Below are 24,942 nucleotides of genomic sequence, written 5' to 3'. Positions count from 1 at the left end.
AAAAACAGCCAGAGACCGCCTGTAGAGTCCAAACTCAAGATGGAAGGACACAGAGACCAAAAGGCTCAAGCAGTTGCTCTTGCTGCCAATCACAGATCATGACACCTTTTAGTTTCACTCTTCTCAGATCTAATCCCGTCAGGTCTACATGGCACAAGTTGCACTCCTCTACTATGAATTGCCCCCACTGCTCCTCTGAAAACTCACAGCGACTTAGATCAGAACCTTTTAGGGATGCCCTCATTAAATTGGCGCCATTCCATCGATTTTCGAACAAATCACATTTCTCCAGACGTTGATTTTCAAAGTTCGAATATGACAGGTTGCATCCGGTAATATATGCAGAAGAAAAATATGAGTTCTGAGTAATATAGTTGCAAAAATTTGCACATGAGAAGTTGCAGCCCTTCATATTGCACGACCTAAACTCAATACCTAAACAATGAGCACCAATAAATTGCGTCATGCTCAAATCACTGTCTTTAAAACTAGCATCTTTCAACTGTGCATATTCAAAGCTACAACCTTCAATGTCACCAGCTTCAATAAATCGGCAATTTTCGAATTTTGCATCAGTAAGATCGGTACGATTAAAATTACACCGATAAAAATTGCATTGGTTGAACACTGAGCCTGCAAGGTCTTTTCTTGAAAAATCTTCTTCAGTAAATGTTGAACCTGAAACATTCATAATTATTACTCAATCGCTAAATTTTGTAATAGCTTACTAAGATAAAAGGGTAGAAATCCAGAAGAAACAATTGTGTTTTTTTACTTTTTTAAACCCTGAAAAAACACCCTCTAAACGCCCATGAGCGACTCATACGGCAGTTATTTTAATCTCATTGCACAGCCAGAGCTAAAAATAACAATGGATGGCTTAACGTGACATGTAGGAGCCTTGAGGGCAACTCAATGTACCACAGCTTAAAAGCCAACATAATCATAACCTTTAGCCTTCGGTTATTAACAATTTCATCCAAGATGTAATCTACAAACGTCCGATTTTTTAATGGTAATTGCTTGCTCTTATATAACAAATTAACAGGCATTACTTTTGGCCGTTCGTCCTGAAGTACTTCAGTCAAAGATCCACTCATTAACGCTTCTGATAGTATTAATCTAGGTTGCAAAACAACACCGGAACCTTTTAACGCTGCTACCGTCAATGTCTTGATAGCCGTGTCAACATTGTGTATATGGCGCAGCCCAAAGACTCCTGTCAAATTATGGAACTGCTAACGCGATGGGAGCAGACAACAAATACCCCAGAATAGATCAGCCATAACATAATCAGGCCCGATGTATATACGTATCGGGCTCCTGTATTTTCAACTTATTATATTCTAGCGGCATTCAGGCCTGGCTCGGAGTCGAAATCTCTAACACAATACATTCTTGCTCGCACAAGAAAGGACCATGTATTTCACCGGGTAGACGGTTAGCGTAGTGCCCCTGCTCTAACCAAGTTCTGTTTGTCTGATCATATAGCCGTCCAGAGACAATGAAAACCTCCTCAGGATAATCATGACAACTACGGCCAAACGACGTAGTATCTGCACCAGCTTTGAACCGAGTCAAGCGTGTGTAGTCGCCATTTTTATCATCCATGCTTAATGTCACCTGCTCTATCATGCCATCGGTTCCATCAATCGCTTGCCAGCGATTTCGACTCGATTCCGACAGAACATTCCAATATTTAACTGCACGCTTAGTCACTGACTAGCCTCCCTGCTAATTAACGATTAGCCTTTTCAAGACCCTATTCAATAATGTAGAGCAAAAAATCTTTAGTCGCTTTAACTAACGTCTGGAAGGTGAACAACTTCTCACTATATAAACTATAGTGGTCCCCCCCGTTCAGCGGCCCTGCACCTTTATGAGAAAACATCGCCTCCCATAACCACCAAACTTGGACTCCCATTTGGACAATTAGCCATTGCTAACCGGCAACCAGTGCATGCCACTTTTCATGCTTGGTTATGTAGTTACTAATGAAGCCGCAGACTGGCAAAACCTGATAGCCTTCTGTTTGGATTTGAGTTAATACTGTATCCATCAGAATTTCTCCTAACCCTTGCCCTCTTAATGAAGACGGTACTTCGGAGTAATTAAGGTGGAGAACGTTACCTTGCTTACTATAAGAGACCAATGCATAGATACCTTGAGCACGATACGGTATTCATGTTTTACCGTATCGTGCTCAAGTGGGTAATCTTTTGTTGTCGTCATTTCTACTCTACCTCTTTGAGCCACCTCTCCCTCAATCACAGCTCTTTGGCTTTGTTCAACTCTGTCACCAAATTTAGTTAATAGCTTCTGTAATTTAGGGGTGATTTGGTTTCTACAAAATGGCTTATTCGGATTGGAATAATAATAGTCCTGATTCTGCCTACGTGATGACTTGAAGGCTTTAAAATCGAGTACCTGAGTAATAACGGGCTGGTCAAACTCCGCTTGCAAAGACTCAAGACAAGAACGTGCAGCCCAATATTGCTCTGGGTTGTAAACATAAACGGCCGATCGGTATCTCCCTCGCAGCACATGATTCGAGGTACAACTATGAGTATGCAAATGAATTCTAATTAAATTCAATAGATCAATGCCTTGTTCATCATATTCAACGATAACACCTTCAGAAGGCTCTTCTTGCCCTACAGCACTCAGCCAACCTTGTTCTACTTGCTCAACCCCTATCAATGAACGAAAAATAGCTTCAGTGCACCAGTAACAGCTACCGCCTAATCCGACTTTGGGCATGCTCAACACCTATTTAGCTTCCACTTCGACATATACTCAAGTGTACAATTTGTGCGTACACCGCTAGCCGTTAATAGCCGCAATAAGAGACAAATATGAAATCGCGTTCGCTTTCGGGTACGATGATCACCAACACAAAAATAAAGAATACACATAAACATGGATAAAACGCTGTTACTCAAACACATTGTAGATAAGCTAAAGGTCGTCCACCAGTCAGCGATAGATGCGGCTACTCGTGCATACGAAACAGCAACCGACGAGGAAAACGCGCCTGAGCATAAGTACGATACTTTAAGCCTTGAAGCCTCATACTTGGCCCAAGGACAGGCACTACGAGTTACTGAGTGTGAAGACGATTTGGCGCTATATGCCAAACTGGATATTAAACACTTCACAAGTGAAGATGCTATATCCCTTGGCTGCCTGATCCACCTCATTGATGATAGTGACGGAGATAAGTTTGTTTTTTTGGGCCCTGCAGCAGGCGGACTAAAGATCTCTTTTTCAGACAAAGAAATCATCATCGTGACGCCTTCGGCACCGCTCGGTCAAGCCTTAGCTGGCAGCCATATAGATGATGAAATTGAAGTCCACATAGGTGGCGAGCGTAAGCTTTTTGATATTGTAGCGATTTGCTAATATCACGAAGACACAAGGCGAGCACAATTGCTCGCTTATTTCATTCAAGCCGGTTACTAAGTTTAACTCGTACTATTGAATGAAAATTCGAAAGGAATACACCCTCCCGGTAAGGGTTGCGGTTCGCCAACCTGTTTAAAGCCCATAGCACGATAAAAATCTTGCGCATAAGTTGAAGATGATAGCTTCACTGCCCTTTTTGGGGACATCCCTCGACATTGTGATAGAGCCTCTTGCACTAGCTTTTGACCGATCCCTCTGGCCTGAAAGTCAGGGTCAACAAATAGACTAGTGAGATTCCAAAATTCTTTCACCAATACCACCCCTACAATTCTCCCCTCTAGCCGGCAAACCAAATGAACAGAACCTTGCTTGCTTCTCTTCCACAACAACATGTTATAAACACTGTGTGCAACAAGATCATTAGCCTCATCATCGGTAACATCAATACAAGTTTTTATCGTCTGTTCAATCAATACCGTTATTTCAGCAATATCATTATCCGATGCACTTTCTATCACAACCACTCCCATCTCACGGTAACGTCCTTAAAGGTTAAGCCTATTGGATATTACTCGCTTCCATACCCAGTTGATACCCGGCATTAAGCTTACCCGGATCGGTGGTTATACGTCCGACAGAAAAACTTTCAGGGGGAGCAATAACGGTAATCTTGCAATCTTTCGGTGGGTTTTCAATGAAATCAATTGCATCATTATAACTTTCAGCACGCTTGATCATCGCTTTATACAGCGCAGGAAAATCCGACAATAGTTTCCTCACCAACCACTTGTTCCGTATCGGTGTTTTTCTGTAACCAAACGGGCGGGACAGTACAACGGTAATATTCCTTGCTCCCAGTTCATAAGCTTTGATGACCGGAATAGAATCTGCAACACCACCATCCGTCATCGGTTCATTGTTAATACGAGGGAAATGTCGGTAGGCGACAGGTACAGAACAAGATGCCTTCAACAATTCATTAAGGTTATCAGGCGTGGCTTTTATGTATGCAGCCCTACCGGTATCCACTCTGGTGGTAACAACATAAAGCGGAATTGGTTGGCTTGCCATTGTTTCCGCATCGATCCTGATTTCATCTATAGTAATGTCCCATAGCCAGTCAAGGTCTAGCCAATGACCTCCTTTTAAAAAGCGGGGGAAATTAATAAACTCAGGGCGACAGGAATAGTCAGTAATCACCTTGTAACTTCTTCCTCGTTGATTAGCTAACCATGCAGCTAAATTCGTAGAACCGGCAGATACACCGATACAAAAATCAAAAGGACGGTAATTATTATCAATAAAACTATCGAGCACACCTGCAGCGAATATCCCCCGCATAGCACCACCTTCAACAACTAGCGCTGACTGTATAGTTTCTTGAATTAGTTTCTTTTCCATACTGAATCCTTTCATTTCTGAACGGTTCTGATTCTATCGCATTCACCCGAACCTTGCCTGAACCTAACCCTTAACAACCGTGATTTCTCTTTTTCTTACCCTATGAAGGATATAAACAGTAAAGCGAAATACCAAAAAAGAATGTAGTCAGCAAAAAGAAACTATCAAAACTAACTTATTCATTTAAAGCGTTAAACACATGTATCATCATTGAAATATGATTGTTATTTATAGGATGGAGAATCTGTTTATGTCTTTTCTCTCCAATTTAAGGATCGGTCAGCGTCTGGGCATTTATCCGAACAAACTCAACCTGCATTAACAGTATTCTTGAATACCATTCAAGCATTAAGCAACAAATGATGATAGGTGTACAGACAACAGTTGAGCAAGTATCGAAATTTACGCACAGCCGCTAACGCTAACGACATTCTGCTATCATAGCCCCACATTGCTGTGGGGCTAATTTGTGGATCATCAATGATTCTTTTTTAGATATTTAACATGAGCTTCCATCTCTTCACCGATCTCTTTGCGCATATTCATCAACTTTATCGCCGACTCACGAAGCATCTTATCTTCATCGGTCTTGGGGACCCACTCAGGCACAGATGTCGGCTTACCACCTTCATCAACAGCAACCATTATCACAATACAATGCGTGGTTAGTCGCCTTTCCAGGGTCTTGGGATCACTGGCCTGAACATCAATGGCAATGTGCATCGAAGAAGTACCGGTATAAATAACTTTGGCACTAACTTCAACAAGATTACCGACATGAATGGGAGCTACAAACCGTATGCCACCCGCATAAACCGTAATGCAATATTTCCCGCTCCACCCTGCCGAGCAAGCGTATGCGGCGAGATCGATCCATTTCATCACGGCTCCGCCGTGAACCTTTCCACCAAAATTCACATCACCTGGTTCAGCAAGAAACCTTAACGTGACATCACGTTGCCCACCATCCATACTCTATCTCCCGACTACTCTTGACGGTCAACACTCTCTTCGATGTCACCACACCTATAGATGTTAACCTTATTAACAACCTCCAAACATTAATCAATGCATGCATTGCAGAGCAAGTGTTTTCGGCTAGACAGGACAAAAAAAAGCGCCCTGTGAGCGAGGCGCAATAAATTAAGTGAAAGAAAATTATTCAGTATAGTTTGAAGAGTGCTCCAACTGGCGTTGTAATTCTTCTATACGTTTGTATAAGCCGTCTTTCTCGGCAATCAGCTTCGTCTGCTCTGTCGCCAAGGCATCGATCTTTGAAGCCACCTGCTCAGAGTCAGTTGTTTGCAATTTCGATTCTTGTCTCACTTCTGCAAGCTCTCGTTCTAATTGCTTATTTGTTGTCTGCAATAATGAATTATCCAACAACTGTTGATCGTATCTCTCTGTAAAATTTTCGCATTCAGCTTTTAATGCTAGAACTTGATCATTACTTAATTCAAGTTCTGCTTTTATTTTTCGCTGAGCACGTTGTGCCGCTAACTTAGCTTTTCTCACTTTATCTGATTCAGACCGCAATGACAGTAACATCTCCTCTTTCTCTGATACTTTCTGCTTCAGAGAAACATTTTGTACTTTTAGTTGCTGCTCAATCCGAGAGAATAATTTCTCCTGGTTTTCAACTTGCTCAGCCATCTTAAGCTCACCCGTTGATTTTCCTCCCATTAACATTTGCCAATTATCTAACATCGTTGTTGATAAATAATTCATAACATCAAAAGGGAATAGTAGATTAGCGCCTACCGAATTTCTTGACTTTATAATACTGCCATCCATATCTTCTAGTAAGCTAGCCGTTTGATTATAAGCCATCTCAATTGACTTCTGGGCTTGAGTTACGGCAAGTGTCTCCAATGTTTTCCCTGACGCCATAAAAAAACGTATTGATTGATAAAAAGCCTCTTGCGGCATAATTAAAAATAGTGGATAAATAAGATAACCACGCTGGTTGCACTCCATTCTCTCTCTCCCTGAGATTTGTTTGAAACATTCAAAATTCATAGACTATAAATTGACAATTCGCATGTAAATCATGAATAAAATTTCAAATAATCAAATCTCAATCACTAAATAATAGACAGTTCATTTTTATCTATTCTGAATCCGTATAATAGATAGTACTTACACTATAGACATTTTATTCAATGCTCTTTTTTATTGCGGTTGAAGCCGCCAATACAGAGACACCAGTTCCTCCAACTATGACAATAGCCGCCTCCCATATTGGGTATCCTATTGTATTAAAACTGGCAAATGGATTCGATGAGAAAAAGAGCGCTGCTAGTAATAAACCAACGGTTGATATAATAAGCGAATTGATAACTAGACAAAGTAATATTGCACTGTTATTCAAACCAATCACAATGAAAGCTTTAAACTCCGAAGCATTATTAACAACCTTATTCCTTGCGATAACCCAAGAACATAATACAAACAGTAAAACAGCCAAAAAATGTCCAATCAAAAACCATAACCTATACTCACTATCCTGTAACGAATTAGAAGTTAATATTTTATTTCGAAAAAATAACAGCAAGAACCCAAAGATGCCTACTGAAATAACTGATAATAACGTAGACTTCCACTGATATACCAAACAATTCTTCATCAACTTTAGCTGTATTACTAAATTCCCCATGGCAGAGCCTCAGCAACCTTACGACGTTGAATTGATGCAAGCGGCACATGCTCTACAACATGGCCATCCTGTAAGTGTATTATACGGTCACAGCTTGCTGCTAACTCCACATTACATGTTGCAATTAGCACCGCACTTCTAAGCTCTTTCCCTAACTTTGTTATTAGATCTATAAGGCAAAGTGCTTCACAACTGTTTAAATCAGCAACTGGCTCGTCCGCGATTACAGCCACTGGTCGATTAATAAACGCTCTAGCTACTACGACTCTACGCCTTACTTCGTCTGACAATTGATCTGGCCTATAATTTTCATATTTTTCCAACCCTAGATTGGCCATCATTTCTAACACACGACTTCTGCGTTTATCTTCAGCTACATGATTTATAATCAATGGAAATTCAATGTTTTCAAATACCGTATATGCTGTAACCAAACTAAAGCTGGGATATATCAGCCCTATTTTTTTTCGACGAATATCAATTGCGAATTCTGAGGTTTTTGTCACTGCCTCACCATCAATAATCACTCGCCCTTTATAATTATTATCAAGTAAACTACAAATATTCAGTAACGAGCTTTTCCCTGAACCAGAAGGACCACATAGAGCAACGACTTCTCCTTGATTGATAAGGCCATCGACTCCTTTAAGGACATCATGAATACAATTATCCACCAAATGGTAGTTTTTCTGTATCCTCTGAAACTCAATCACAAACATACCTTAAAAATTAATTACGTAAAGAACATTAACGTAACATTGCCCCCTGTCAGGGGGGCTCAGTTAAGTACCAACCAACATTATTTATAATTATTTCAGAGTTATAACTCACCACTAAAAGCGCTATTCCTGTAACGCTTCAGAGCTATTCATTTGAATCCTCTGTATATGCTGATAGATTATCAATCATGAACTTTTCGTAAACATCAATGCGATAAAAGGTTATTGAGTGTGATAAAAGGGAAATAACGCGATAAATGGCTATATTGATAGATTCCCTCAATAAAAACGAACACTGTACCGTCATGTATTTCAATGTTCTTACATAAACTCACATCTGTTTGAATAGTCCCTGAGCATTTCGGCTTACAGCCAACTTCACATTGTCAGTTGATAAATGTACGTACAATTTTCCTGTAAAATCACGTTTCACTCGCTCAATGGCTTCAACTCTGACAATCGTTGCTCTATGAATCTGCCAGAAAAGATCAGGATCGAGCTGTTTTATAAGCTCTTTCAGCGGAGTACGGATTAAATATTCACCATACCGAGTGTACACACTTACATACTTATCCTCTGCTTTTAGATAGTTAACATCATCAACAGGAACTAGACAAATATCTTCGCCTTTGCTGGCTTTAATCCAACGGAGGTAGTTATTGGTGGGATGCTGAATTCTCGCAACTAATCGTTCAATTGCTTTAACAGAGGTGGGATCAGTACGATCTTGCTCAGAATTAACAGCATAAATATATGATTTAATACGCTCACAGGTTTTTATCAACCGCTTCTCATTAACTGGCTTCAACAAATAGTCAAAAGCATGTTCCTCGAAGGCTTGAATCGCATATTCATCATAAGCCGTGATAAATATTATTAGCGGAATCTTATCAAGATCCTTTAATCCCCTTGCAACAGATATTCCATCAAGACCCGGCATACGAATATCTAAGAACACAACATCTGGTTTCTCTTTTTTTATACTCGCAAGGGCTGATTTACCATCAGAATCACTGGCAACAACATCTATTTGAGGAAATACTTCTGAAAGAGTCCGGTTAAGATAGTGACGTAACAAAGGTTCATCATCAGCAATTACTGCCGTAATAGTACTTGAGCTAATCATTACACCCCTCCCTTGGGAAAAATTCGACCTTGGTAATTACTCCTCCGCTTTCCGGTGCCAGAATCGAGATATATGATCTATCACCATATAAAGCTTTCAACCGTTGACGAATGTTATCCAAGCTCACCCCACTCCCTTTATGAAGTGACTTTCCTTCGAAACCAACACCGTTATCTTTAACTTCGACAAGTAACCGTTCTTCTTTAAAGTTCATACAAACAGTAATTTTTCCTCCTTCCTTGCGGGGCTCAATGCCATGGAATACTGCATTTTCTACCAATGGTTGCAGCATATAAGGAGGTATATTCCATGATAGATTTACATTCTCATCAATGATAAATCGATAAGATAACCTATCACCTAAACGCATAGACTGAATACCTAAATACGCATCGAGCAAGTCAATTTCATCTTCAAGCATTATCCATTCACGGCGACTCTTTTTTAAACTGATCCGTAAGAGCTCAGTGAGACGCTCTAACAACAATTTTGCTTTTATTGAATCGGCATCAATTAATACTTGTAAGTTGGCTAACGTATTGAAAAGAAAGTGAGGCTCAATTTGACTCTGAAGTACCTGGAGCTGGCTAGTCACAAGTGCCTTTTCATGTTCGACCTGAAGTAATCTTACCTGTTTTAATTCGGACTCATACCTCAGCGCTTTTTCTCGGTTGTGGAAGAAGTAATACATCAATGTTGAAAAGAATAAGGCTGAACCTAGCAAGCTAAAGAGTTGGCACAGCCCGCTCTCACCCGGGACCCATGCAGACCATAGCATAGCATGAAGAGTCCCAAAGATGACGGTTCCGCTGACTACAATAATAAAATGGGTATAGGAGCGCCAAGATGGCCAGTAATTTCGAAGAAGCAAACTGATTAAGTTACAAAACCCACCGTAACCAAAAACAATAATGAGTTGGCGGCTAAATTCACCTCCTCTCGCAAGGTAAGTAACAAACGCAATACCAATACACAGCAATATACTGATATAGATATCGCTTATAGGGGTGTTAAACCTCATACACACGTTTATACACTTTCTGACATAATTGACTATTAAATAGCATATGAGTCGGGTTTTATATTTAAGTGCGTAAAGATTTGCGAGCTGGTAGACAATAAATCAAAAATAATGTCGTAAAGGTGCCACCTCATAGACTATTTAACAGATTGCTTTCAATGGCTAAAATACAGTTTTGTTAGGCTATGCTGGTTGGTATAATCGCTATTATTCCCCATTTTGAGTTACAGATAATTCAGCCATGTCAGAATCAAACGACTTTTTTAACGATCTTGTTCACTCTCGCCGCTCGGTCAGAAAATATGATCAGGCCTCTGAGTTTGACCATGCTGCGGTAGCTCGCTCACTCGAATTGGCGATACTGTCGCCAAACAGTTCTAATATGCAATTATGGGAGTTTCATCGGGTCATCAGCAGTGAACAACGCAACAAGCTTGCCGATATCTGTATGGGACAAAACGCGGCCAAAACAGCCAATGAACTTATCGCTTTTGTAGTCACACCCTATAAATGGAAGCCTCGTGCTCAAATGAATGCGACACAAATCCGCCAAGCATTTAATGGCCGTGAAGATGCCACTGCAAAACGGGCTTTAAAATATTATGAGAAGCTCATACCCTTTGTTTATAACAACGATCGGTTTGGCCTTTTCGGCCTCGGACGCAAAATTATTAGTCACTGCATAGGCTTTAGGAAACCAATGGTACGGGAAGTCAGCAAAAATGATTTAAGAGTATGCCTTCACAAAAGCAGCTCACTTGCTGCAATGACTTTCATGATGGGAATGCGTGCTGAAGGGTATGATACCTGCCCAATGGAAGGCTTTGATTCAAAACGGGCAAAGAAACTACTTGGCTTACCTAAAAAGGCTGAAATCACTATGATCGTCAGTTGTGGTAAACGCATTGAAGAGGGAATTTATAGCGATAGACATCGTGTTGATAGTCAAGATGTCATAATAAGTCACTAATTAACCATTTAGCTAGCTTCACCATACCTTATCAAATAAAATTACGGTAAGGTGTGGGGACCACAAATCAAGAACAGATGATATGCAGTCACAGATTGAAAAACACCTCAATTTAAAAAATGTCTGGATGGCCACTCACGTAACCGAGGCCGAATTCCCAACGCCGCTAAGTAAAAGAGGCCTCGAGCTCTATCAAGCTCAACAGCTCCAGCAGTCTAGTCAGACAATATCATCTATTCCAACCCCATCTACACACGCTCTTACAATCTACCCAGTTGACTGTCACCCATTGACGATTCGATACTCATTAGTATTCGCCAGCAAGTGGCAAGACGGGCCGGAAAAAGAAGCGGTTATTGAATTTCTAACCCAAATAATGCTTGATGATGATTCTCCAGCACAGTTATTCGTTGGCTTTCTAAATGGGAAACCTGCAGCCTGCGGTATTATTTTTCAGTCAGAAAACAATATTGCACTTGTGTCAGATGTACACGCTCTACCATTTGCCAACCAGCAGGCTTTGATCGAAGAGATGGAAAACACCCTACTCTCAAAAGTGCTCTCCGAGAAAAACGAACTCGCTATCATCAGCCGTTGCTAGTCTAATTATTTGTCCTAGGAACAACCAGAAAGGTACATTATCTTTCTGGTATTGCCCAACATAACTCATTTTTTAATTGGAACATCTAGCCAACAACGATTCAATTTCCTTCAACTAGCTTTGACGCACCATACTTCACTTACCATAATGGTTTAGAGGTATAGCAAAAGGGTAAGGATATGAAAGGAATCATTTTTACTGAGTTTTTAGACATTATCGAAGATGCTTTTGGCCTTGAAGTCTGCCAAAAAATGCTTGATCAAGCCTCTGATATAGGGGTCTATACAGCTGTCGGTAGCTATGATCACCGAGCACTAGTTACTCTTATTGTTACATTAAGTAAAATCACAGGTGTTTCAGCAGAAGACCTTCAGGAGGTTTATGGTGAAGCGGTTTTCACTCGCCTGCTGCAAACGTTGCCTGCAATGACAGGTATTCAGCAAGATACGTTCAATTTCATAAAAAAAGTCGAAGATCATATCCATACTGAAGTTAAAAAACTCTACCCTGACGCAACCCCCCCACAATTTGATTTCATCTCAGAAACAAAAACACACATGGTAATGGACTACAAATCTGCACGATGTATGTCGCACGTGTGTCTTGGCCTTATCAAAGGCTGTGCCAAGCATTTTGGGCAAACAGTCCACGTTACCATGGCTCCACTGAACAAGAGCAAAAGCCACGTACGATTTAATCTCGATTTAATTGTGGAATAAGTATGGATCAAAATCAGCATATTGCTTTACTGCATAAGAAACTTCAGCGCGAAAAGCTCGCTCGTAAAGAAGCCGAAAAACTACTAGAGATAAAAAGCCATGAGCTTTATTCGGCCAAAAAACTTATTGAGCAATCGGTTGAAAAGCTAAAGGCACAGGCTGAGGTTGACTCAGAACTTCTTGCATACCAAGCAAAAATGGAAAACATGCTGTCAGAATATGGCCGCCTATTCCTCATCCACCCTCCGTCAGAAAAAATCATCCAGCAGCTAACAGAAAGCTTGATCGATAGCCTTTCCGTGACAGCCTGCCGTATTGAAATCAGCACTCTACCGGATATTGGAATTAGCACTTGTTTTTCCTCAGGAAGACGACAGGAATGGTTTCCGCCATCATCATTAGGTGATACTGGAATATACTGGGATAGTTTAGAAGGTATTCTCTGGATATCACTTAGTACCCTTCCTGCTATCAGCGGCTTTTTTGCCATCCGTATTAGAGCGACAGGCACATGGCTGCTAACCATTAAGAAGCACATGGCGCTATTTAGTGAAATGCTCCGCTCATCAATCGGACGTCAGCTAAGCTTCGAAGAAGCCATCGCAGCCAGGAAGCAAGCTGAAGCCTCAGAGCAAACAACTCGGGACTTTTTGGCCATGATTAACCATGAGCTAAGAACACCGCTAAATGGTGTATTGGGTTCGGCTGAACTACTAGAAGATACCCAGCTTACACAGCACCAACATAAACTTCTCAATACACTAAACCATTCAGGAGAATTATTAAGGGCAATTATCAATGATCTTCTAGATTACAGTAAAATCAATGCAGGTATGCTTGAACTCTCCGAAAAGCCGTTTGATTGCTACAGCATGGCAAAAAAAATCGACGATATTTTCCAGCATCGTGCACTAGAAAAACGGCTAAAACTATCAGTTTGCTGCAGCAACTCCGTTCCAAAATTGCTTATTGGCGATGAGGATAGGATCAAGCAGATATATGTCAATCTCATTGGAAACGCAATTAAGTTCACATCTATGGGTCATGTTAATGTGTCTATTGACTGGCAAGATAGCAAGTTGATATTTACGGTGGCTGACTCCGGTTGCGGAATTTCACCCGAGCAACAACATAAGTTATTTAAACCCTTCAGCCAGGTTGATATTTCCAGCAAACGAGTTCATGAAGGGACAGGGCTAGGCCTTGCTATCTGCAAAAAACTGGCGAATCAAATGCAAGGAGAGATAAACGTTGACAGCAAAGCTGGAAGTGGAGCAACCTTCACAATATCCCTCCCATTAACCATCCATGAATTAACTGTAAGCGAAGACAGTCCTCACCACGATGAACACCGATACATCGATGAACTTAAGGTATTGGTCGTTGAAGATCTGAAAACCAATCAGATGATAATCAAGTTAATGTTGAACAAAATGGGATTGAATCCAACTATTGTTGATAATGGCCAGCAAGCTCTTGATATATTGAACAAGCACTCATTTGATGTGATTTTGATGGACTGTAGAATGCCTGTTATGGACGGGTACTGCGCAACCAAAAAACTAAGAGAACATGGCTACCAGAAACCGATATTAGCGCTAACTGCAGGGACTACAACAGCAGAGCGCCTGGAATGTATTGATGCAGGTATGGATGACATTCTCTGCAAACCGTACCAATCGAGGGAATTAAAAGAAATGCTGAAAAAGTGGGGAGCTCACTAGCTCCCCATAGAAAACTTATCTCTGCTTAGATTAGCGCGATACCGTTACGAGGGCATTAGCCAGATAATCCAGCTGCTGTTCTTGCAGACCTGCAATATTAATTCGGCCATCGGCTACAGCATAAATAGCAAACTCATCACGTAACCGGCCGATCTGAGCAGGAGTCAAACCTGTAACCGAAAACATCCCTTTGTGCTGCTCGATAAAATCAAAATCATTTGAGCCCTGTGCTCGAACCGCCTTCGTTAGTCCCGCCCTCAAGCTCAATAAACGTCCCAGCATTTCATCCAGTTCTTGCTTCCAAATTTGAGTAAGAGACGGGTCGCTCAGAATTGTCGCCACTAAGGCAGCCCCATGATCGGGCGGCATGGTATAAGTTGAGCGAGCGAGGTTCAGAATACGTCCTTTTGCCTTCTGAGCTTCCTTCAGGCTGTCACTGATCACAATCGCAGCTCCGGTACGCTCTCGGTATAAACCAAAATTCTTAGAACAGGATGTCGCGATGATCATTTCTTCAGTATTATCAGCCATATGCTTCAAGCCCGCTGCATCTTGTTCCAGACCATCGCCAAATCCCTGATAGGCAATATCAACAAAAGGCATAAAGCCATTCTTATTTGCCAAGGCTGTAATAGCCTTCCAATCCGAAAATGTAATGTCGGCTCCCGTCGGGTTATGACAACAGCCATGAAGCAGCACAACATCTTTCGGACCCGCTTTTGCTAATTCACTTAACATAGCATGGCTGTCAACCTGTTTCGTTACCGCATCAAAGTATGGGTAATACCTCACCTTCAGCCCAGCAGCTTCCATAATGGGCTTATGGTTAACGTAACTGGGGTTTGATATCCACACGGTAGTTTCAGGTTGAGCGATGCACATTAAATCAGCCAGCATTCTCAGCGCTCCGCTGGCACCTGGAGTCTGGACTGCAGCTGCACGAGAATATGCCGAGGTATCGGTCAACAGCAGATCCATCATTGACTGATTGAATACTTCACTCCCCGCCAGTCCAACATAAGCCTTGGTTGTTTGTGTCGCCAACACCTGCTGCTGAGCCTGCTGGACTGCCCTCATGATTGGCGTTTCACCTTGACTGTTCCGGTACACCCCAATACCTAAATCCATCTTATCTGTACGATCATCTTCCCGATAGGCAATTGAAAGTGACAAAATAGGGTCAAGTTGCGCTTCGGTAAGCTGCTTAAACATCGGATTAATTCCATTTAGTGACTGTTTATAGTTTCAAATTATCACTTACCTCACGAAAGGTCACTATGAAATCATTAAAAATATCAATGTTGTTTCTACCAAAAATGTGAGCCATATCAGGCGCAATTGTTGATCTTAAATAACATTCAACCAACTTAACTTGCAGTCACCTGAGCAAGGCCTAAATTTATAAGTATATCTTTCGTTTTTACCTAACGAGCAACAGAAAACGGGTGGAGGTAGCAATGAAAAACAGTGTTGACGTACGTACCTTGCTTAGCGTGTACGAAAAGATCAAGACTCAGGGAACAGCAACAGATACTGGCATTAAGCTAGAGGATGTAACTTGTACAGAGCATCAAGATGGATACTATGTCAATCTATCAGATAATAATGTCAGTCTTGATATTAACTTCCACAACACCTATCACTTTCATACCGCAAATGAAGATCCTGACACTGTCATTAATCAGACAACAACTGAGTTTCATAATAATAACGAAGTACAAATTCAAGAGTTCATTCACAAGCTAATGGAGTTAGATAAGAAATATTAATATTCTAATATGCCACCCAATAATATACCGCAGGCATGATTATGAGCACATTTATAAGTAGTTCTCAGCATCTGCCTGCTCAACATATTGAACTGATACACTTTTTTTCCTGATTTTACACTCCTCTGACAAAATCATCTTTTAAAATCAATAATCTGGAAGTGTTCTTACAACAACAAAAACAATTACACGTCGTTCAGTTTACATTCATAAGGGCTGAGATAAGGTCGTGATATAAAATTGCGGTCCCGTTAATTCGACATATACTAATAACGTTTCTTTTTTCCAGGAAGAGAACCAAGATGCACACTCCACAACTCAGTACTAAAGAGCTTGATATTGCGATTGCAGCCTTAGGTGAATGTTATAGGCGTCTCAACGCAGCCGAGATGACAGCCAAGGAACTATCTCAGGATGGCTTTGCTCTCATGTTTAAGTCAGCTTACGAAAACCTAGCCAAGCAGCACTAAGGCTAGCAGATAAAGAACATAAAAAAGCTCAGACCTAGCCTGAGCTTTTTAGTTTTCGAATATAAGTTAGCAGTCCCAATCGCGGTTCTGAAGCACGACTCGATAACCGTCAACGTCTTCAAATGTTTTACCCACATTTTCCCAGTATGGGTTGTTCGACTCAACCACACTGAATCCAGCATCAATCATATTACGGCAAGCTCGTTCCCATACTCTGCTACAGTCAATATAAAACACCAACGAGTTATCTTGAGACGGAGCCTTTCCAACAGTGACTCCCTGTTGATGAATAAACTCTAAGTGATATGCGTGTTTGGGATGACCTAACACCACACCATCAAAGCCCTCGTGGTCTTTAAATTGCTTAAGCACCTCAAAGCCAAGGGCTTTGCTGTACATCACAGTAACTTGCTCTAGATTATCGGTAGGTCTGACAACACGGAGTGTCGCATCTCTAGGTATCATGGCCGTATCATCCTTTGATTATATTTACTTCTATTGTCACGAGATCAGTATTATTTTTTCTATACAGAAACAACGTCCAAGCCTGTGACAATGTCGTTATCGTTCACCCTGAATACTCACAAGGTTGAATATACCCCATACTTTCACAGCAATTTCCCATACCGTCAAGCCATTAGATATATTAATCAAAGTTGATAATTCAGCTTTGCTGAGCACTGCACATTTTCGGCAGTGATCACATTAGGGGAGAAACAAAAAAAAAGTGGCATAAGCCACTTTTCAGACAAAATTGACTTCAATGGTTGAGCTCTCCAGCAGAGAATAACGTAGCTAGTCCATGATGAACTAAATGGACAACTATGTTACAAAGGTCATCGACGTTTTTTTCACATTGATTTGTCCATCATAGGGACGCAGTTTATTTCAAGCGGAAACCTTCATGAAATTACTATTAGTTGAAGACCATCAAGATATTGCTGGGATAATTTTTGACTTTTTTGAAATCAAAGGATACACACTGGACTACGCCAATAATGGTCAACAAGGCTATAATCTGGGCTGTGAAAACTACTACGACCTGATTATTCTTGATGTCATGCTTCCTCGTATGGATGGTTACACAGTTTGTCAAAAACTGAGAGAGCAAGGAATCGATACGCCAATCCTGATGCTAACAGCACGAGATACACGAGAAGACACGCTGGAAGGGTTTTCTCAAGGTGCTGATGACTATTTGGTCAAACCTTTTGATCTTGAGATCCTTGAAGCTCGTATTAAAGCACTGACTCGCCGCCGCACAGGAGAAACAGCAGCCAATACCCTAAACTTCAGTCAATTAGAATTAGACCTTGGCAACCATACTGTTCACCGTAGCAGCTACAGTTTTTCTTTAAACCCGACTTTATTCACCATTCTTAAGCTACTTATGGTACGTGCTCCTAAATTGGTAACTAAGGAAGAAATTATCTCAACTTTATGGGGAGATGATGAGCCCGAAGGAAATGTACTGAGGAGCCATATCTATCAACTCAGGAACCAAATAGACAAACCTTTCAAGCATAGCTATATCAAAACAGTACCTAAAGTCGGTTATCAATTAATCCCAGAGGAAAGCAAGTGATTGCAGATAGAAATGTTAAAAGTGCAAAACAACTTACTTTCACCTACTTTTCCATCGTTGCTTTTGCGATCATCAGCATACACTTCGCACTACTCGAAACAACACTCGAAGACTTCGAACAATTAAATGCCAATAATCGACTTCTGCATGCAAAAGAAATTGCCAAAGAAGTTCTCAACGAAAATAGCATCCAGAGCATCGCAATCCCTCCTTTTACCCATGCTTATATAGGGAGGGAGCAACTACCTGCACACCTTATCATCCCAGACAGTCTACCTGCCGACACAGCCGTCGAATTGAAAAGAAATAGCTCCGACGATACCGAGTTCTTTATCATGCGAAGTGAATTGAAAATCCGAGACAAACTAAAGACAGTGTATTTCCTGTACTTCGATGACATCTATGAGTTAAGCGAGAATCAAATTTTCTGGAACCAGGCGAAGCAACTATTCATCACTTTTTCCTTAATTTTAATCAGCCTGCTCGTTATTTTGCGTATATCAAAAAGACTTACAGCCCCCTTAACGCAGCTTACCAACGAGTTAGAAAGTCGCTCGCCAAATGACCTATCTCCGATCCAGCCTCCACAGGGTGTTGTTTCAAAAGAATTATTACAGCTTGTCACTAGCTTCAATCTCTATTCAGAACGGATTCATCAACTACTTGAACGAGAGCGATCATTTAACCGCTATGCAAGCCATGAGCTACGTACTCCATTAATGGTAATGAAAGGGGCTATCTCGTTACTCGGACAATCAACTAGCCCAGCCTTTATCGAGAAGCAGCGAATACGTTTGCTACACGCCAGTAATGAAATGAACGATTTCGTGACAACATTGCTTTCCCTGACTCGAGAAGAAAATCTTAACAACCTCAGTCCAAGAGTGCTAACAAGAGACGAAATGCACAATATCCTTGTAGAGCATGAGCACCTATTAACAGATAAGCCTGTCAGTTGGAGTGTGGATATGAGAGGCAGCACGGTCGTCAAAGCGCCCGAAACCACAATAAAAATCCTGATCGGTAATCTAATCAAAAATGCGTTTGCCTGTACAGAAGCAGGAACTGTTGCGCTTAAAATCACCCCTGATGTAATTCAAGTCGTTGATAGCGGAATCGGACTCGGAAGTACCCCCCGAGGAGACGAAGGATTTGGCCTAGGTTTACTCATTGCCAATGACATTTGCCGAAAATATGGTTGGCGACTCAATCACTACAATAACGATATCGAGGGCTGCACCGCTGAAATCATTCTAAAAACGTACGATACACCCAACGAGTCACAAGAATAAAATTGCCGATGATACCCAGCCGAATGCCAGGTATCATCGCAAGCGACAACATCATGGCTATGTGAACAATAAAAAATCACTTCTTTTTCACATCGACAGGTTATAATGGCTGAAAATTCTGCTACTCATTTTTAAGATTACGGAAAACCATGAACAAAGTTTTAACCTTTTTAAAAGGCATGGCGATGGGCGCTGCTGACGTGGTGCCTGGCGTTTCAGGTGGTACAATCGCTTTTATTACCGGCATCTATGACACTTTATTAGAAAGTATTCGACGTGTTAATCCAAGCCTTATCGGAATTTGGCGAAAGAATGGCTTCAAGGCAGCTTTCGAACATATCAACGGTACATTTCTGATCTTGTTGCTATCAGGCATTCTGACCAGCATTTTTACTCTGGCTCGATTTATTACCTGGATGCTCCATACCCACCCGATCCCGCTCTGGTCCTTTTTCTTTGGACTCATTATTGTATCGGTGAACCATATGTTCAAGCAGATTGAACAATGGAAGGCTAACCGTTTTCTTTCCGTCGTGATAGGTGCCTTTTTTGCCTACGGTATTACGGTTTTGCACCCGCTCAGCCTAGAACCGACATCACTGAATATCTTTATTGCCGGCTCCATTGCAATTTGTGCCATGATCCTACCAGGCATTTCGGGAAGCTTTATCCTCTTGCTACTGGGGATGTATGCCCCTATCCTCGCTGCTGCTAAGTCAATGGATATCATTACCCTTGCCACCTTTGCATTAGGTGGCATTATTGGTCTACTGAGTTTCTCTCACGTATTATCATGGGTACTGCGCCATCACAGAGATATCGCCCTGACTTTCTTAACAGGGCTTATGATCGGTACTTTAAGTAAAATCTGGCCTTGGAAAGAGACTCTAACCTGGCGCACTAACTCAAGCGGCCAACAGGTTCCTCTGCTAGAGCAGAACTTGTCCCCTCTGAATTTTGAACAAGTAACGGGGCAACCAGCTCTGTTAGCTTATGCTATTACCGCAATGTTAGTGGGTATTGGTATTGTCTGGGGATTAGAAAAAATCGCTGAAAAATAGTAGCTTACTTCAACCAGCCCCGTTTACTCGGGGCAAGGTTAGCACAAATCTGCCTCACCGACCGTTTATCTCCAACTCCCTTCACAAAATCTCTCTGTACCTGATTGAATACTCGATATTAATGATATTATTTACAAACTCATTACAAGTACGGGTCTACGGTGAATGTTGAAAAAAAAAACATGGCAACCAATCGCTAATCTTTTGCTCATTATTGCCGTTGGCTGGGGTGGTTTTCAAGTATTAGAAATCGGAAAAAATAAGAGTGATAAACGGCAATTGCTTACCGACTACTGCCAGCTTAGCACTCAGGCATGCGAACAAAATAACGTATCTGTAACCCTCAGTACTGATGTTATTCATCCTATGAAAGCCACTCAAGTCAACGTTTCATGGCCCGAGTTACCTGAAAAGACTAATAGCTTGATGCTCACTCTTGAAGGCCATGAAATGATGATGGGAATCTATCAGCTAAAATTATCTCGAGCCTCTAATGGACAGTTCTCCGGTGATCTATTACTTCCGTTTTGCACATCAAACGAAATGACTTGGCTAGGAGATATCAAGCCACTGTCTGAACCTGAACAAATTACACCTATTAGCATTTCATTAAGGATGACAAAATGAAATTTCAATGGATAATACTTGCTCTCGCTCTTTCAGCTGGCTTACTAACTCGTTATGTCATCGATTCTAAAAATCCGGCATTAACTGAAACCAGCCACCCTCTGAATATTCTAGAGAGCGGACAACAAGCTATAGACCTATATGACGAGGAAGATCCCCGCCTTCGAGTTATTTATTTTGGCTATACACATTGCCCAGACGTATGCCCGACATCACTTGCCGTACTTTCCGCAGCGTTGCAGGAGTTAGATAATAAACGACTAGACAATATCTGGCCCATTTTCATCACTTTAGACCCACAACGTGATACACCAGAGAAAAGTGCTGAGTACGCACAATATTTCCACAAAAATATTATTGGAATGACAGGAACAGAGCAGCAAACAAAAGCACTTGCTGAAAAATATGGTGTTCTTTATATGCGAACAGAGTTAAAAGACTCTGCTCTTGAGTATGCGGTAGACCACAGCTCATATTTTTATTTCCTCCAACCAGACGGTACGCTGGTTGATAAAGTTCAGCATACGTTGAATCCAAAAATTATCGTCGAGACTATTGATCGACTATTACCCAAGTCTTCGTAAAATTTGAAAGCTAGGCTTTTATACCCGCTCCGGCGGGTTTTCTCGATAATGAGAGACCTTTTTTAGCGATAAATAGGTGAAGAAGAAGAAATTTGAGCTGCATATGCCATACTAATTCTGCCGACTGGTAACATTTAACATTCGGTCTGTAGTGGCAAACAAAGGAGAAGAAAGAAAAATGAACCGTTCATTATCTATCCTTACCGGTATAATTCTGAGTGCAACACTAATTGGCTGTTCAAGCTCAGATGAAGTTGATCAAATGCAGCAGCTTACTAATAAAGTAGATATGCTCTCTGATCAGGTAGGTGCTCTGCAAAGTCAGCAAGACCAAATGGCAGGTGCAGTTAACGATGCACGTGCAGCTTCTGATGCAGCGTATCAAGAAGCAATGCGTGCGAACCAGCGAATCGACAATATCGCTAGTTCATACAGCAAATAGCTCAAAGAGTGGCGCTTTTATTTAGCGCCACTTCTTTTTAGCTGTGAGTTATACTTTCAAACTACTCCCACTGATTCGAGAAAGCTATACCCTCTTCCACGGACCGTTTTAATATGTTGCTTTGATAACCCAGATTGAACCATCTTACGACGTATATTACTAATGTGCATGTCTAGGTTACGGTCAAACGGGCTTAGTTCTTTTTTAAGCACTTCTCTTTGAAGCTCAGCTTTGGCTACCACAACACCATGGTGCTTAACTAAATACTCAAGCAGCTCAGACTCTGTTCCAGTTAAGGGTAACCGGGAAATTTGGTGAGTAAGATCCGTTTGGCAATAATTAATACTCTGCCTCTGACGCTCAAGACCTACGCGTCTTAATATTACGGTAATTCGAGCTAATAACTCAGGAACCCTGAATGGTTTGGATAAATACTGATCAGCACCTGCCTGTAGACCTTCCAACATAGATGGTTCATCACCTAACGCCGTCAACATCATTATGGGCGTTGCAAAACGCTGGCATACACGACGCGCAACCTGCACCCCATCAATATTGGGTAACATCACATCGAGCAAGACAAGATCGACGGCATTATTTTGCATGTACGTGAGAGCACTTTCACCACAATGCTCACTATGCACATCGTAACCTTCTTCAGTCAGCACTTCTTCCAGCAATTCGCACAGCTGAACATCATCATCAACAACAAGGATCTGGGACACAAATAAACACCAAAATAAAAACCATTCGCATTATCATCAATAATAGTATTGAGTTCAATAACGGAAATCAAAATACTCAACTCAGATATCCAAATGACTAAAAAAGACACATATAAACTTCTCTAGGGATTAATAACGCCACATACATCTACAGGCGTGAGTTATTGTGAAATATCTACTTTCAACATCTTCGAGTTATCATATTCCGTCTTACATCCGACAAACGAACAAGAAGCTCTTTCTTTAACAATATGAACCGCACAACTTACGAAACCAGCACGCCCAGAAGGCACTTTATCTCGAACAATTATTGACATTTTTTGATATTGAACTAAATCAATCTATCTGAGATTACATGACTTTTTCATACAGCTCAGTATTGACTTTGGCGAAGTCAGCATGGTTATTAGGCTTGCAGCATTTCCCACAGAGTTATTCACAGCTTCTGTGGATAAACAATTTATCCCCAGGCCAATTGATGAGAATTCGCAATCCAAAACCGTCCTTAAAACACCGACTTTTAGCCACTTTATAACCTGTACACGATTTAACCATCAAAAATAGATATCAATCCAGTTAATGGTTCCAGCTATTGATTTAGGTGTACAATAAACAACCAAAACCAACCTACAGTACTCAATCGCGCTACTGCTCATTCGACAGCCAAAGTATAAGGATTAATTAGATGCAAACCTCAGATATGCTCATTCAAAATATTACTCTTCAAGGCAAGGAAGGCCTGCATCAAATCCTAATCGAAAATGGTCAGTTCAAAATAATCACTCTAATGGATGATGAATTAAACTATACCGGCAATAATCTACTCGACGGTGAAGGCGGTATGGCTATCGCTCCATTTTGTGAACCGCATGTTCACCTAGATACAACACAAACAGCTGGTGAGCCAAGTTGGAATATATCAGGAACCTTATTTGAAGGCATTGAGCGCTGGGCCGAACGAAAATCCATACTGTCCATTGGGGATGTAAAAAGCCGCGCGAAACAAACGCTAAAATGGCAAATTGCAAATGGTGTTCAGCATGTGCGCACACATGTCGATGTATCAGACCCTACACTCATTGCCCTAAAAGCAATGCTGGAAGTAAAAGAAGAAATGAAGCAATGGATCGATATCCAAATTGTTGCCTTCCCACAAGAGGGAATTCTTTCCTACCCAAACGGCAAAGAACTACTCGAAGAAGCTGTAAAGCTTGGAGCCGATGTAATTGGTGCTATACCCCACTTCGAATTTACTCGTGAATACGGTATCGATTCTTTACATTATGTATTTGATCTCGCTCGTAAATACAACCGACTCATTGATGTTCATTGTTATGAGATCGATGACGAACAATCTCGCTTTGTCGAAACACTAGCCGCTTTAGCCCATAAATTCAAAATGGGGGATAAGGTAACTGCAAGTCATACCACTGCCATGCATTCCTACAACGGAGCCTATGCATCACGTTTATTTCGCTTGCTGAAAATGTCTGGTATCAATTTTGTTGCCAACCCTTTAGTCAATATTCATCTGCAAGGCCGATTCGATGACTATCCAAAGCGTCGTGGGATTACCCGCGTGAAAGAGATGTTGGCAACAAATATCAATGTCTGCTTCGGTCACGATGATGTCTTCGACCCCTGGTACCCACTAGGGACTGCGAACATGATGCAAGTACTCCATATGGGTTTGCATGTATGCCAAGTTATGGGCTACGAGCAAATAAATAACTCGTTAGACTTAATCAGCACCAATTCAGCTCGTACGCTAAATATTCAAAACAATTACGGCCTTGAGGAAGGCAAGCCAGGAAGCCTACTAATCATGCTTGCAGATAATGGGTTTGACGCCGTTCGACGTCAGGTTCCGGTTCGTTATTCTGTTCGCCATGGCCATATTATTGCGCAGACACAACCGACAACAACACAGATTTACATAGGTGAAGGCAAGGAAGAAATCAATTTCCGTCGCTAAACATATCAGCAACTGCCAGCCAAGAAACAAAGCCACTCTGTTCTGACAAGGTGGCTTTGCTACATAACTG

29 protein-coding genes are annotated in these 24,942 nt (G+C 41.3%); 14 read left to right on the top strand and 15 right to left on the bottom strand.

What is annotated here, in order from left to right:
• Window positions 1-34 precede the first annotated feature (34 nt).
• The 4 genes from EDI28_RS13470 to EDI28_RS13450 form a co-directional block, all read right to left on the bottom strand.
• Complete coding sequence (locus EDI28_RS13470) at window positions 35-691, bottom strand: Qnr family pentapeptide repeat protein (RefSeq protein ID WP_128784406.1); 657 nt, start codon at window positions 689-691, stop codon at window positions 35-37.
• A 665-nt stretch (window positions 692-1,356) separates the two neighbouring features.
• A complete protein-coding gene (locus EDI28_RS13460) occupies window positions 1,357-1,719 on the bottom strand; it encodes a cupin domain-containing protein (RefSeq protein ID WP_128784404.1) in 363 nt (120 codons plus the stop codon).
• Window positions 1,720-1,942: 223 nt separating this feature from the next.
• Window positions 1,943-2,152: a GNAT family N-acetyltransferase gene (locus tag EDI28_RS13455; RefSeq protein WP_164918554.1), complete on the bottom strand. Its 210-nt coding sequence runs from the start codon at window positions 2,150-2,152 to the stop codon at window positions 1,943-1,945.
• A complete protein-coding gene (locus tag EDI28_RS13450; protein ID WP_128784402.1) occupies window positions 2,086-2,760 on the bottom strand; it encodes a peptide-methionine (S)-S-oxide reductase in 675 nt (224 codons plus the stop codon). The genes EDI28_RS13455 and EDI28_RS13450 overlap by 67 nt, the downstream gene beginning before the upstream one ends.
• Before the next feature lie 159 nt (window positions 2,761-2,919).
• Between EDI28_RS13450 and EDI28_RS13445 the strand changes: the two genes are divergently transcribed.
• On the top strand, window positions 2,920-3,402 hold the full coding sequence (locus EDI28_RS13445) for a GreA/GreB family elongation factor (RefSeq protein WP_128784401.1): 483 nt from the start codon (window positions 2,920-2,922) through the stop codon (window positions 3,400-3,402).
• A 62-nt stretch (window positions 3,403-3,464) separates the two neighbouring features.
• Here EDI28_RS13445 and EDI28_RS13440 read toward each other — a convergent pair whose 3' ends face one another.
• The 8 genes from EDI28_RS13440 to EDI28_RS13405 form a co-directional block, all read right to left on the bottom strand.
• Window positions 3,465-3,923 (bottom strand): GNAT family N-acetyltransferase, encoded by a 459-nt coding sequence (locus EDI28_RS13440; protein WP_164918553.1) that lies wholly within the window; start codon window positions 3,921-3,923, stop codon window positions 3,465-3,467.
• Window positions 3,924-3,963: 40 nt separating this feature from the next.
• A complete protein-coding gene (locus EDI28_RS13435; protein WP_128784399.1) occupies window positions 3,964-4,806 on the bottom strand; it encodes a patatin-like phospholipase family protein in 843 nt (280 codons plus the stop codon).
• Window positions 4,807-5,283: 477 nt separating this feature from the next.
• Window positions 5,284-5,778 carry an acyl-CoA thioesterase gene (locus EDI28_RS13430; protein WP_128784398.1) on the bottom strand — a complete coding sequence of 165 codons (495 nt, stop codon included), beginning with the start codon at window positions 5,776-5,778 and terminating at the stop codon, window positions 5,284-5,286.
• 186 nt (window positions 5,779-5,964) lie between these two features.
• On the bottom strand, window positions 5,965-6,783 hold the full coding sequence (locus tag EDI28_RS13425; protein WP_128784397.1) for a hypothetical protein: 819 nt from the start codon (window positions 6,781-6,783) through the stop codon (window positions 5,965-5,967).
• 178 nt (window positions 6,784-6,961) lie between these two features.
• Window positions 6,962-7,462, bottom strand: a complete 501-nt coding sequence (locus tag EDI28_RS13420) for a hypothetical protein (RefSeq protein ID WP_128784396.1) — start codon at window positions 7,460-7,462, stop codon at window positions 6,962-6,964.
• Window positions 7,450-8,175, bottom strand: coding sequence for an ABC transporter ATP-binding protein (locus tag EDI28_RS13415; protein WP_164918552.1), 726 nt, complete (start codon window positions 8,173-8,175; stop codon window positions 7,450-7,452). Before EDI28_RS13415 ends, EDI28_RS13420 begins: the two co-directional genes overlap by 13 nt.
• 337 nt (window positions 8,176-8,512) lie before the next feature.
• Window positions 8,513-9,307 carry a LytR/AlgR family response regulator transcription factor gene (locus EDI28_RS13410; RefSeq protein WP_199287429.1) on the bottom strand — a complete coding sequence of 265 codons (795 nt, stop codon included), beginning with the start codon at window positions 9,305-9,307 and terminating at the stop codon, window positions 8,513-8,515.
• Window positions 9,300-10,328 (bottom strand): sensor histidine kinase, encoded by a 1,029-nt coding sequence (locus tag EDI28_RS13405; protein ID WP_128784394.1) that lies wholly within the window; start codon window positions 10,326-10,328, stop codon window positions 9,300-9,302. The genes EDI28_RS13410 and EDI28_RS13405 overlap by 8 nt, the downstream gene beginning before the upstream one ends.
• Window positions 10,329-10,569: 241 nt before the next feature.
• Here EDI28_RS13405 and EDI28_RS13400 point away from each other — a divergent pair, with 241 nt between their 5' ends.
• From EDI28_RS13400 to EDI28_RS13385, 4 genes are all read left to right on the top strand, one after another.
• Window positions 10,570-11,298 (top strand): nitroreductase family protein, encoded by a 729-nt coding sequence (locus tag EDI28_RS13400; RefSeq protein WP_128784393.1) that lies wholly within the window; start codon window positions 10,570-10,572, stop codon window positions 11,296-11,298.
• A gap of 82 nt (window positions 11,299-11,380) precedes the next feature.
• Window positions 11,381-11,899 (top strand): hypothetical protein, encoded by a 519-nt coding sequence (locus EDI28_RS13395; RefSeq protein ID WP_128784392.1) that lies wholly within the window; start codon window positions 11,381-11,383, stop codon window positions 11,897-11,899.
• A gap of 179 nt (window positions 11,900-12,078) precedes the next feature.
• Window positions 12,079-12,618 carry a heme NO-binding domain-containing protein gene (locus tag EDI28_RS13390; protein WP_128784391.1) on the top strand — a complete coding sequence of 180 codons (540 nt, stop codon included), beginning with the start codon at window positions 12,079-12,081 and terminating at the stop codon, window positions 12,616-12,618.
• A gap of 2 nt (window positions 12,619-12,620) precedes the next feature.
• Window positions 12,621-14,342 carry an ATP-binding protein gene (locus tag EDI28_RS13385; protein ID WP_128784390.1) on the top strand — a complete coding sequence of 574 codons (1,722 nt, stop codon included), beginning with the start codon at window positions 12,621-12,623 and terminating at the stop codon, window positions 14,340-14,342.
• A 30-nt stretch (window positions 14,343-14,372) separates the two neighbouring features.
• Here EDI28_RS13385 and EDI28_RS13380 read toward each other — a convergent pair whose 3' ends face one another.
• The gene (locus EDI28_RS13380; protein ID WP_128784389.1) at window positions 14,373-15,554 is read right to left on the bottom strand and encodes an amino acid aminotransferase; all 1,182 of its coding nucleotides are present in this window, start codon (window positions 15,552-15,554) and stop codon (window positions 14,373-14,375) included.
• A gap of 245 nt (window positions 15,555-15,799) precedes the next feature.
• Here EDI28_RS13380 and EDI28_RS13375 point away from each other — a divergent pair, with 245 nt between their 5' ends.
• On the top strand, window positions 15,800-16,111 hold the full coding sequence (locus tag EDI28_RS13375) for a DUF3081 family protein (RefSeq protein ID WP_128784388.1): 312 nt from the start codon (window positions 15,800-15,802) through the stop codon (window positions 16,109-16,111).
• A gap of 302 nt (window positions 16,112-16,413) precedes the next feature.
• The gene (locus tag EDI28_RS26970) at window positions 16,414-16,581 is read left to right on the top strand and encodes a hypothetical protein (RefSeq protein ID WP_164918551.1); all 168 of its coding nucleotides are present in this window, start codon (window positions 16,414-16,416) and stop codon (window positions 16,579-16,581) included.
• 66 nt (window positions 16,582-16,647) lie between these two features.
• Here the strand turns inward: EDI28_RS26970 and EDI28_RS13370 are convergent, their stop codons facing one another.
• Window positions 16,648-17,046, bottom strand: a complete 399-nt coding sequence (locus EDI28_RS13370; protein ID WP_128784387.1) for a VOC family protein — start codon at window positions 17,044-17,046, stop codon at window positions 16,648-16,650.
• A 439-nt stretch (window positions 17,047-17,485) separates the two neighbouring features.
• On the opposite strand from EDI28_RS13370, the gene EDI28_RS13365 reads away from it, so the two are divergent.
• The 6 genes from EDI28_RS13365 to EDI28_RS13340 all read left to right on the top strand — a co-directional run bounded on the left by EDI28_RS13365 (window position 17,486) and on the right by EDI28_RS13340 (window position 22,172).
• A complete protein-coding gene (locus tag EDI28_RS13365) occupies window positions 17,486-18,166 on the top strand; it encodes a response regulator transcription factor (protein ID WP_128784386.1) in 681 nt (226 codons plus the stop codon).
• On the top strand, window positions 18,163-19,458 hold the full coding sequence (locus tag EDI28_RS13360; RefSeq protein WP_233353370.1) for a sensor histidine kinase: 1,296 nt from the start codon (window positions 18,163-18,165) through the stop codon (window positions 19,456-19,458). Before EDI28_RS13365 ends, EDI28_RS13360 begins: the two co-directional genes overlap by 4 nt.
• A 149-nt stretch (window positions 19,459-19,607) precedes the next feature.
• Window positions 19,608-20,519 carry a polyprenyl-phosphate transporter gene (locus tag EDI28_RS13355; RefSeq protein WP_128784385.1) on the top strand — a complete coding sequence of 304 codons (912 nt, stop codon included), beginning with the start codon at window positions 19,608-19,610 and terminating at the stop codon, window positions 20,517-20,519.
• A 165-nt stretch (window positions 20,520-20,684) separates the two neighbouring features.
• Entirely contained in the window at window positions 20,685-21,146 is a 462-nt protein-coding gene (locus EDI28_RS13350) for a hypothetical protein (RefSeq protein ID WP_128784384.1), read from the top strand.
• A complete protein-coding gene (locus EDI28_RS13345) occupies window positions 21,143-21,730 on the top strand; it encodes an SCO family protein (RefSeq protein WP_128784383.1) in 588 nt (195 codons plus the stop codon). Before EDI28_RS13350 ends, EDI28_RS13345 begins: the two co-directional genes overlap by 4 nt.
• 178 nt (window positions 21,731-21,908) lie before the next feature.
• Window positions 21,909-22,172 carry an Lpp/OprI family alanine-zipper lipoprotein gene (locus tag EDI28_RS13340; RefSeq protein ID WP_036821101.1) on the top strand — a complete coding sequence of 88 codons (264 nt, stop codon included), beginning with the start codon at window positions 21,909-21,911 and terminating at the stop codon, window positions 22,170-22,172.
• A 56-nt stretch (window positions 22,173-22,228) separates the two neighbouring features.
• On the opposite strand, the gene EDI28_RS13335 is transcribed toward EDI28_RS13340, so the two are convergent.
• The gene (locus tag EDI28_RS13335; protein ID WP_128784382.1) at window positions 22,229-22,897 is read right to left on the bottom strand and encodes a response regulator transcription factor; all 669 of its coding nucleotides are present in this window, start codon (window positions 22,895-22,897) and stop codon (window positions 22,229-22,231) included.
• Window positions 22,898-23,582: 685 nt separating this feature from the next.
• Between EDI28_RS13335 and EDI28_RS13330 the strand changes: the two genes are divergently transcribed.
• Window positions 23,583-24,872: a cytosine deaminase gene (locus EDI28_RS13330; protein WP_128784381.1), complete on the top strand. Its 1,290-nt coding sequence runs from the start codon at window positions 23,583-23,585 to the stop codon at window positions 24,870-24,872.
• The last annotated feature ends 70 nt before the right edge of the window (window positions 24,873-24,942 follow it).

The sequence above is a fragment of the Photobacterium chitinilyticum genome (assembly GCF_004104355.1).
GTDB lineage: Bacteria > Pseudomonadota > Gammaproteobacteria > Enterobacterales > Vibrionaceae > Photobacterium > Photobacterium chitinilyticum.
Note: the sequence above shows the minus strand (reverse complement) of the source record. Positions and strands in the feature narration are given on the sequence as shown.